Origin of the sequence: Protofrankia sp. Cas4 (assembly GCF_963555915.1) — a bacterium.
In the GTDB taxonomy this organism is placed as follows: domain Bacteria; phylum Actinomycetota; class Actinomycetes; order Frankiales; family Frankiaceae; genus Protofrankia.
The window spans coordinates 1-8,889 of the sequence record NZ_CAUVXL010000055.1; the positions used below are offsets into that span (position 1 = coordinate 1).

Below are 8,889 nucleotides of genomic sequence, written 5' to 3' on the forward strand. Positions count from 1 at the left end.
CCGTGGACGCCCGCCGGTTGCGCCATAGCGGGATCACCGCGCAGGACGCCGCGATCGCGGCGGCCCGGCCGCTCGCCGAACGCTGCACGGCCGCCGGCCTCGTCGTCGACCGGCTGCTGTCCCCGGTCGACCTCGCCCAGACCGTCCGGCTCCACGCCGACCCGACGGCACGCACCGGACTGGACGGGGTGCGGCGCGGGCTGGCGGCCAAAGCCGGCCTGGCCGCCACCGTCGACCCGGCACTGCTGGCCCCGCTGGCCATCCACGCCCACTGGGACGCCGTTCAGATCGACGGCGGCTGGCATCGACTGTTCTGGATCGCGCACTGGCCGACCCTGACCGTGCAACCCGGCTGGCTCGACCCGCTGCTGCACGACACCCCCGGGGCCCGCACGGTCGCGGTCCTCATGGAACCGGTACCACCACGGATCTCACGCCGCCGCCTCAACACCGAATCCGTCTCCGTGGACGCCCAACTACACCTGCGCCAGAAACACGCCGTCCGCGTGCCCGTCCACCTCACCCAGGCCCACGAGGACATCGACCGCCGCGACGCCGAACTACAGGCCGGCTATCCCGAGTACGGCTACGCCGGCCTGATCGACGTCACCGCGCCCAGCCGCCCCGCACTGGACGAGGCCAGCCAGGCGATGGTCGACCTGGCCGCCCGCTGCGGGATCGCCGAACTCCGCCCGCTGCACGGCCGGCACGACCGGGCCTGGGCCGCGACCCTCCCGCTCGGCCTGGCCCCCGGCCGCGGCCTGTTCGGCGGGGGTGGCTGATGGCCCCCGGCGCACCGCCACGGTGGCGACGGCGAGCATCGCCGGTCGACCGACTGGCGCTGCCGCGGCACACCGCGACCACCGCCCACCTGTGCGCGGTCTACCCGTTCACCATCGAAGCCGGACTCGGCAGCCGCGGAGTCTTCCTCGGACACAACCGGCTCGCCGGCGGCGGCTTCTTCTTCGACCTGCACGAGGCCTACGACGCCGGGCTCATCCAAGGACCGAACATGGTCGTCTCCGGTGCCGGCGCCCACGGCAAAAGCGCGCTCATCAAGGCCTATCTGCACCGCGCCGCCGCCCGCACCCCCGCCGGCGGCCGGCCCCGCTTCACCGCCGTGATCGACCCGAAAGGGGAATGGACGGCGCTGGCCGACCGGCTCGGCTGGGCCGCGCTGCGCCTGCGCCCCGGCGGCGGCATCCGGGTCAACCCCCTCGACGCCGGCCCCGGCCAGCACCCCGCCGCCGACAGCCCGACGCAGACGACCCGGCGGGCCGCGGTCACCGGCGCACTGCTCGCCGTCGCCCTGGGCCAGGGCGAACTGTCGGTCAGCCAGCAGCGCCTCGTCACCGCCGCGGTCCGCCGGGCCGCAGCCCGCACCCCCACCCCGACGCTCCTGGACATCCGCGCGGTCCTCGCCCACCCCGACCCGACCCTGGCCGCCGACCTCGACACCACCCCGGGTGAGCTCCTCGACCGCCGCCGTCCCCTGCTCGACGCCTGCGTCACCCTGGTCGACCACGACCTGCGCGGCATCTGCGACGGTCCCACCTCGATCGGCCTGGCCTGGGACACCACCCCCGGCCTCGTCCTGGACCTCTCCGCGCTGCTGACCAACCGGCGGGCCCTCAAACTCGTCCTCACCGCCGCCGCCGGCTGGCTGCAAGCCGTCATGTACGGCCAACCCGACCGGCACAAACTCACCGTCATCGACGAAGGATGGATCGCCCTCGACGACCTCGCGATCGTCCGTTTCCTGCAGGACCAGTGGCGGCTGGGCCGCCAATGGGGTGCGGCGAACATCCTCATCACTCACGCCATCGCCGACCTGCGCGGCCAGGTCCACGCCGACCGGGCCGAAGCCTCCATCGCCGCCGGCCTGCTCAACACCACCAGTGTGCGGGTGTTCCTGCACCAGAATCCCGAACAGATCGGCCGGCTCCTCACCGACATGGGCCTGACCAGCACCGAAGCGGCGCTCCTCGACGGCTTCCCGCCGTTCACCGCCCTGTGGCAGGTCGGCGGTCACACCGCACTGGTCGACCACGTCATCGCCGCCGACGAATGGGCCTTCGCCGACACCGACACCGCCATGCGCACGAGCATTCCCGGCAATACCGATACATCCGGTTATCGTGAAAGATAAGCAGATACAGCCGGCGCGAAGATGCATTTCCGCGCCCGCCAGCCCACGCCCGGACGGCTCCCTGCCCGGTGACGACCGGCATTTCCCCGAACCAGCAGTCAGCGCCATCACCGACCCCGGGAGACCATCCATGAACGACCAGCCCACCCGCTCGGTCCACGAAGCCGGCGATCCCCGACCCGCCCGCAGCTGGCACGCAACGGCCGTCGAGCTGACCGGACGAACCGACGCCGACGCCGACCCGGCGACGGCGCTCGCGATGCTCGAACACGCCGCGGTCGCCCTGCTGCACCCGCCGCTGGCCGAGCACACCGCCGCCCACCTGGCACTGCTCCTCGTGGACCAAGCCGTCGCCGAACTCACCGACATCGACGTCACCGCCGCCCCGCCGATGGCTGTCGACACCGACAACGTCCCGCTCACCGACGTCCGCGAGCTGCTGACCGCGGCCGCCGCGCTGCTCCCCCGCTGCACCGGCCACGACACCGCTGTCCTGGCCCAGGCCCGCGCGACCATGTTCACCCGCCAAGCCCTGGCCGCCCTACCCGATGCCTGACCCGCTGACCTACGGCCAACTCGCCACCACCGCAGCCCGACTCACCGCCACCGCCGCCACCCAACCGGTCACCGTCTCCCTGCCAGCCGACCGCGCCAACGCGGACGCCGCCGGCATCACCCTGCTGGTCACCGTCGCCGCCCGCCACGCCCGATTCCTCGCCCGCCCCTTCGACGACGACAGCCCACCCGGACGGCTGGCCCGCGAGCTCAGCCTCGCCACCACCGCCGCCCAGCAGACCCTCCCCGACCCGCCACCCGTCCCCGCAGACCGCTGGCAGCAGGCCGCCGACACCCTCGCGGTCGCCCACGATCTTCTCACCGCCCAGCTCGGACCCGCCGCCGAGCACCGCGGCCCCGACGCCTGGCTCCTGGCCAGCCCGACCGCCGTCGCCGCCGCCACCGCCCGCCTCGCCGACATCACTCTGACCGCGGCGATCAGCGCCCGCGAACTCGCCGCCCACACCCCGGCGAACCCGCGCCCTTCCAGAGCCGCACCGCGGGACACCACCACGGACCTGTCGCCCGCGGCACGCACCCTCCGTCACCTCGCCGAACTCGCCGTGCCCGCCAGTCAGATCCACGAACGCTCCTCCCCGCACGGGACCGAAAGCGCCCTCGACGACGTCCGCCCCCTCCTCGGCGACTACGGCGCACATCCCCTCGACCGCCAACTCGACCATCTCCGCCTCCTCGCGCACCACCTCAGCCAGCCCGACGCCACCCCCAACCACCACACACTGATCGCGTTCGCCGACCTCGCCGTGCTGATCGCAGGACGGGCCCAGACCCTCGCCACCCAGCGGGCCACCTTCGGTCGAACCGTCGAGAAAATGCGCTACCACGACGCCGCCGACCAGGCCCAGCAGACCATCACCGCCTGGCAGGAGATCTCCCGGTCACTGCGCGACCTCCAGTCGCTGGGAACACACGGCCAGACCGGCCGTCACCTCACCGCCGACATCGCCCGGCTGATCGACCACACCACCAGTACCGCGGCCCACGGCGACGTCCGCCAACTCCCCACCGCGTTTACCGCGATCCGCCGCGCCATCCTGATCCTGCCCGACCTCGCCAGCACCGGCATCGCCACCACCAGTCAGATGATCAAAACGGGAACGCTCACACAGCGCACCCCCGCGGGCAGCTACCGGCCCGTCCCCGAGGCCCACGCCCGCGCGCTGCGCCGGACCTACAAGACGGCCCAACAGGCCTCCCGCGACGTCGTCGCGACCTTCCGCACCCTGACCGGCCCGCAGCCGCTACCCCACCAGGCCGCATACCTCGCCCAGCACACCGCACCGGTGCCCGCTCTCGCTCCCGCCCCGACGCGATCACCAGAAACCCGTCCGGCCCCTACCCGTCCCACCACGCCACCGTTACGCACGAACCCCACCGCGCAGCCGTCAACAGCCACCCGCGTCGAGGCCCGCACCGACGCCCTGCGCATCCATGACCCCCACCACGGCACCCTCGACATCAGAAATGACCTCCTCACCGCCGCCCTCGTCCAACGCGAGGAGACCCTGAAAGCCATCCTCCGGCGCCAGTCGAACATTCACCTGCAGGGCGACGAGCCACCCATCACCCTCGCCGCCCTCGTCGCCACCCACGCCCCCCACGAACTCCACACCGCGCACCAGCCGACGGTGCCCCTGTTATTTCCCGACACGGACGCCCGCCCGGTCAGCCCTCCCACCCCGGCGACGAACACGGCCGAGGCGCCCGCAGCAGCACCCCAACGCTCTCCCACGATCGATCTAGACCTCTGACCCCCGATGCCTGCCCTGGCCAGTGGTAAACGAATCGGAGAAATCCCGTTCCCGCTCACTTCCTATAGGTCCTCAGGACTGGCTGGAATGCGCATATTTCCGTCGCCCGCCCGTGGCACCGCCGATGGCCCCAAGCTCGAGGAAAGGGGTCCGGAAATTAGCGACAACCTGAATGATCTTCAAGTGCTGCATCAGTAGCAAGTGATCGCGTTAAGCGCCTCTGGCCCTTGAGCGCTCCCGAGCGCTTGGGGCACGTCCGACGTACTTGCCCGTTACAAAGATCGCTACAATCGAACCTGTGCCCGCGCCCATGACCAGGGCGCCGTTGATGGGCGAGCCGATGTCAGCGTAGTGCCAGGCCAGCAGAGCCATGACGATCACGCATCCGAAACCGAGGATGACGCCCGCCATCTGCCGGGCCCAGTGCGCCCATTCCAAGCGGTGTGCATGCCGCCGCTCAGCTTGGAGAATCTCGATCAGCGTCTTCGCCGTGGCAGGGGATTTCTTCTCCCATGCGGCGAGTTTGTCCCAGACTTCGACATCGCCCCACCCGCCACCATCGGGCACGACTTGGTCCCCCGTGGTCACTGTTGGTCACCTCGCGGTTCGTCGATTCGTTCGTTTCCAACCGCAGATGGCGGCCCGATTCGAAGGAGAAGAGCATCAAGATCCTTTTCCAGATTTGACCGGAAGCCGCCGACAACCACGATGGCCGTCTCAGCGTCGGATACCTGCGGCGGCGTGAGGTCGAGCGCCTCGACGAGAACCGACACCGATCGTGTCAGGCGCCGTCCAGTCGGGATCAGCCATGCCCACAGACGCCGTCGTGTCGGTGCGTCGGGGATCCGACGCCGGTCACCAGGGTTCGGGAGACTGGATGGGAAGCCGAACTCGAGCGGAACGTGCCGCTGTTCATGCGCCACGAACAGCCCTTCGCGGCAGGCTGCGTGCACCGCTTCGCGCATCGCCCGGGCCCGCTCGGCCCGGAACATCCGCAGTTCGGGATCGGTACGGTTGAACATGCTTCGGACGATGTCCGAGAGAAGCTGCCCGACGACCTGCCCGCCGCGGCGGCTGCGCCACATCATCCAGCCGAGGTAGAGACTCGTTCCGTATGGGAAGACTGCGACGTAGGTGACGTAGGAGTTCTCGCGGAACACGAGTCGGTATCGCACGCCGTCAAGCGGCGAGCGGGTGGCTGCCGCACCCACCTCGGTAATGATCGGAAACCGACGCTCCCGCAGCGAACCGCTGATCTGGCTGTAAGCCGACTCGGCGCCCAGGGCGCGGTCCGGGAGCAGCACCCGCCACTCGGCGATCGGCTCAGCGATCCTGACGGTCAGCAACACTAACCAAAACGTGACGAAGGAGACGGCCATGCCCGCGATGGCGAAGTTGATGCCGGCGAACAACGCGGTGACCAGAAAGAACACGAAAACGACCAAGCTGAGGACGGTGGCCGGCCACCAGAACCAGGAAAGTGTCCGTCGGCTGACGCTCTCATCGAGCCCGGTCTCGATCTCCCCGTAGAGGAGTGTCTTGTCCAGGTAGGCGGCATCGGCGTTGCCCCCGTCCCAGCCAGGGACGGGGGCAACACTCGGCGTGGACTCGCCGGGAGCGGTCCCCTGGTTGTTCGAGTCCCGCCCCGATTCCGACCCTGCGATCAGATAGTCCCCCGCCCTTGGCGGCCGGGCACCGTGCGCCATCTTTGGGTCTGCCGTGTCCCCCGTCACAAGCCACAAGTATGCCACCAATCGCCACAGAGCCTGTCGATGCCGCAGCCGCCACACGTTGCGATAGGGGCCTACTTACTGCCGTGGGCCACAAACACGCTTTGATCTTGATATCTCATAAACGATCGTTCGTGACACGTGAAGATCCGAATGTGGATGTTCGAGGTTCCTGGCACGGGCCGCTAGCGCGTCCGTGGTGAACGTGGAGGAATACGGGACATCCGGCTGACCCGTATTCGTGTGCACTAAACTCCTCTGCGCAACGGTGAGACCCAAGGGTGGACGACGAGCCGGAAAATTACCGGGCGCCAGACACCTGGGAAGGACTGCCGCGAGGGGCATGACCGAGCGTCGACCTTGGTCGGGTCCGCTGCCCGGGACCGGACGGATTCTGGTACGGATCGCAACATGCCGTACAACAAGACGATGACGCAAGGGGAGTCGTTCGTGTTCGTGTCCTACACCGGCGCGGATGAGCCGTGGGCAACATGGATCGCCTCCGCGCTCGAAAACGCCGGCCTGGCTGCCCGGATACAGGTATGGGATTCCCCACCGGGGCGGAACTTCGTCCAGTGGATGAACGCCCAACTCGCCGACGCCCGCTGGACGGTCGCCCTCTACTCACACGCCTACTTCACCTCCGACTGGTGCACCACCGAATGGACTACGGCACTGGCCCGCCACACGCTGCTCCCGGTCCGCCTCGAACCGGTCAAACCCCCCGAGACCCTGCGGACCCTGACCTGGGTGGACCTGTTCGACCTCGACGAAGACCAGGCCCGTCAACGGCTGCTCTACGCGGTAGGGATGCAGGTCTTGCCCCGGCTCGCAGCCTTCCCTGGTCGCCTCACCACCCCGCAACGGCCACCGGCGTTCCCCGGTCTGCCTGGAGCGCAGCCGGATCCCGCCATCGTCCTCGCTGCAGCCTTGGGCCACCTCGGTTCGCCGGCGCTGGCGGTCCGTCTCGCCGGCATCCGCGCCATGGAACGCTCCGCCAACGCCGAACACACCGACCCGGCGCTGGTCGACGAGGTACGTCAGGTCCTCGCAGCGTTCCTCCGGGGGAGCGCCATCGCTTCCTACAGCACAACCGCCCCGGAGGATCTTCGAGCTGCGGCAGGCGCCCTTGGGCGGATACCTGGAGGGAAGGGTCTCGATCTCTCTGACGCTTGGTTGAGCGGGGCGGATCTCACCGGCGCCGACCTACGCGAGGCGGACCTCACCGGCGCCTGGCTGTCGCAGGAGCAGCTGGACGTCGCGACAGGGAACGGGGCGACGCTGCTGCCAACGGGTCTGGTGCGGCCGACGTCCTGGCCGGAGAGAGAACAGCCTCTCTTCTTCCCTGAGGGCCTGCCCCGGCTGCAGGCCTGGGACGCTGGCGCTGAACCAGACATTCTGGACAGATCATGACATGAGCTGGATGGACAGCAGCCGATGACGTCCATGGGCGTTCCGTCCGGCACGCCGGGGTGAGCGGGGCGCGGGTGCGGAGCCTCGTCGTGTACGTCGACCCTGTGGTGTTCAAGCTGCTCGTGGTGGCGCTGGCGGCAACCCTGGGCGCGCTCGTTGTCGCGATCGTCGCCGGTCTGTGGGCGGACCCGCGCTACGACGCCGACTGACCCAACCCCTGGACCCCACGGGCACCGGATGGCACCCGTGCCGCCGTCCGCCCGTGGGGTCCAGGGACGGGGGTTCCCCTTTTCCACCATCATCCGATGGGGGGAAATGTCCGGTGCTGGCGCCCGGGAAGACCGAGTCCGGGCCCCAAAGCATGATCTGTTAAGGGTGGGGGCCCGCTCATGCCATTCCGACGCGTCACTCCTCCAGGACAAGCCAGCGCTCGAGGGTGCCTGCAACGTCGAGCATGCTGTGCAGTGCGTTGTTCAGGGACGTGGCGTGCTTATCTGGGTTTCGGATCATACTTCTCGTATTCGACCCTGACAAGATCGTCTCGAATACGGGCCGGTAAATCATCGTCGCGGCATGCAGCGCCGCCCGACGATTGGCGAGCCGCTCGTCCATGATCTCCCCATCTATCGCCGCTGGTTTCTGGCCCATCCTCCGCCACACGTCCCACTCCGGGGGAGTTATCGGGAGATCCCCGTTCCCGGGCGTCAGTAAGGGGGTCCCGGAACGCGCGGTAGCCATGATAGGTCTCCTCGCTGGCGAGGTAGCGGTGCAACGAGGTCTTCGGGATGCCGGTCTTGGTGGCGATCGTGCCGAGGCTGTCGTCCTGGGCGTGGGCGGCGCGTTCGGCGGCGTAGGTGCGTTCCATCTCGGCGAACAGCGCCAGCAGCAGGAAGGCGATGTGAATCGATCCCGTTAACGGTGGTGTTGATGGCGGCACCGCATGGAAGGGCCACCGGACACCCCGGCACTGGTGGGCAGCTGTTCAGGACGGAGGTGAGGCGTTTCGTCGCGGACCTTTCCCTGGCGGGTGCGGCGGTGGAAACTGCGTGACTGCCTTCTTATGGGCCGGGTACGGCATCCTGCATTCGCCAATTATGATCTTTCCATGTCGGACTGGGTAGAGCGGTGTGCGGGAGGTATCCGGTGAAGTGATCGGCGGTGGCGGTCAGCGTCCGGTGGAGATCGTCAGGGTCCTGCTGCCACCAGTCGTTGAGATCCTTCACCCCGACGGGCGGCATGACGGTCAACACGAGATGACCATCGTGGGCGA

At 69.0% G+C, this 8,889-nt stretch carries 8 protein-coding genes and 1 pseudogene; 5 read left to right on the top strand and 4 right to left on the bottom strand.

The annotated features are described in order from the left end of the window. The 4 genes from U9979_RS05905 to U9979_RS05920 form a co-directional block, all read left to right on the top strand. A partial coding sequence (locus tag U9979_RS05905; protein ID WP_322778570.1) for an SCO6880 family protein occupies positions 1–782 on the top strand: 782 nt, incomplete at its 5' end. After that, positions 782–2,149 carry an ATP-binding protein gene (locus U9979_RS05910; protein WP_322778571.1) on the top strand — a complete coding sequence of 456 codons (1,368 nt, stop codon included), beginning with the start codon at positions 782–784 and terminating at the stop codon, positions 2,147–2,149. The genes U9979_RS05905 and U9979_RS05910, both read left to right, overlap by 1 nt. Positions 2,150–2,279: 130 nt before the next feature. Further along, positions 2,280–2,705 carry a hypothetical protein gene (locus tag U9979_RS05915; RefSeq protein WP_322778572.1) on the top strand — a complete coding sequence of 142 codons (426 nt, stop codon included), beginning with the start codon at positions 2,280–2,282 and terminating at the stop codon, positions 2,703–2,705. Continuing rightward, complete coding sequence (locus U9979_RS05920) at positions 2,698–4,476, top strand: hypothetical protein (RefSeq protein ID WP_322778573.1); 1,779 nt, start codon at positions 2,698–2,700, stop codon at positions 4,474–4,476. The genes U9979_RS05915 and U9979_RS05920 overlap by 8 nt, the downstream gene beginning before the upstream one ends. 210 nt (positions 4,477–4,686) lie before the next feature. Here the strand turns inward: U9979_RS05920 and U9979_RS05925 are convergent, their stop codons facing one another. Both U9979_RS05925 and U9979_RS05930 read right to left on the bottom strand, forming a co-directional pair. Further along, a complete protein-coding gene (locus U9979_RS05925; protein ID WP_322778574.1) occupies positions 4,687–5,064 on the bottom strand; it encodes a hypothetical protein in 378 nt (125 codons plus the stop codon). Continuing rightward, positions 5,061–6,182, bottom strand: coding sequence for a hypothetical protein (locus U9979_RS05930; protein ID WP_322778575.1), 1,122 nt, complete (start codon positions 6,180–6,182; stop codon positions 5,061–5,063). Before U9979_RS05930 ends, U9979_RS05925 begins: the two co-directional genes overlap by 4 nt. Before the next feature lie 435 nt (positions 6,183–6,617). On the opposite strand from U9979_RS05930, the gene U9979_RS05935 reads away from it, so the two are divergent. Next, positions 6,618–7,619 carry a TIR domain-containing protein gene (locus U9979_RS05935; protein ID WP_322778576.1) on the top strand — a complete coding sequence of 334 codons (1,002 nt, stop codon included), beginning with the start codon at positions 6,618–6,620 and terminating at the stop codon, positions 7,617–7,619. 490 nt (positions 7,620–8,109) lie between these two features. On the opposite strand, the gene U9979_RS05940 is transcribed toward U9979_RS05935, so the two are convergent. Next, positions 8,110–8,556, bottom strand: coding sequence for a hypothetical protein (locus tag U9979_RS05940; RefSeq protein ID WP_322778577.1), 447 nt, complete (start codon positions 8,554–8,556; stop codon positions 8,110–8,112). 121 nt (positions 8,557–8,677) lie between these two features. After that, positions 8,678–8,889: pseudogene (locus U9979_RS05945) on the bottom strand (hypothetical protein); the annotation flags it as partial.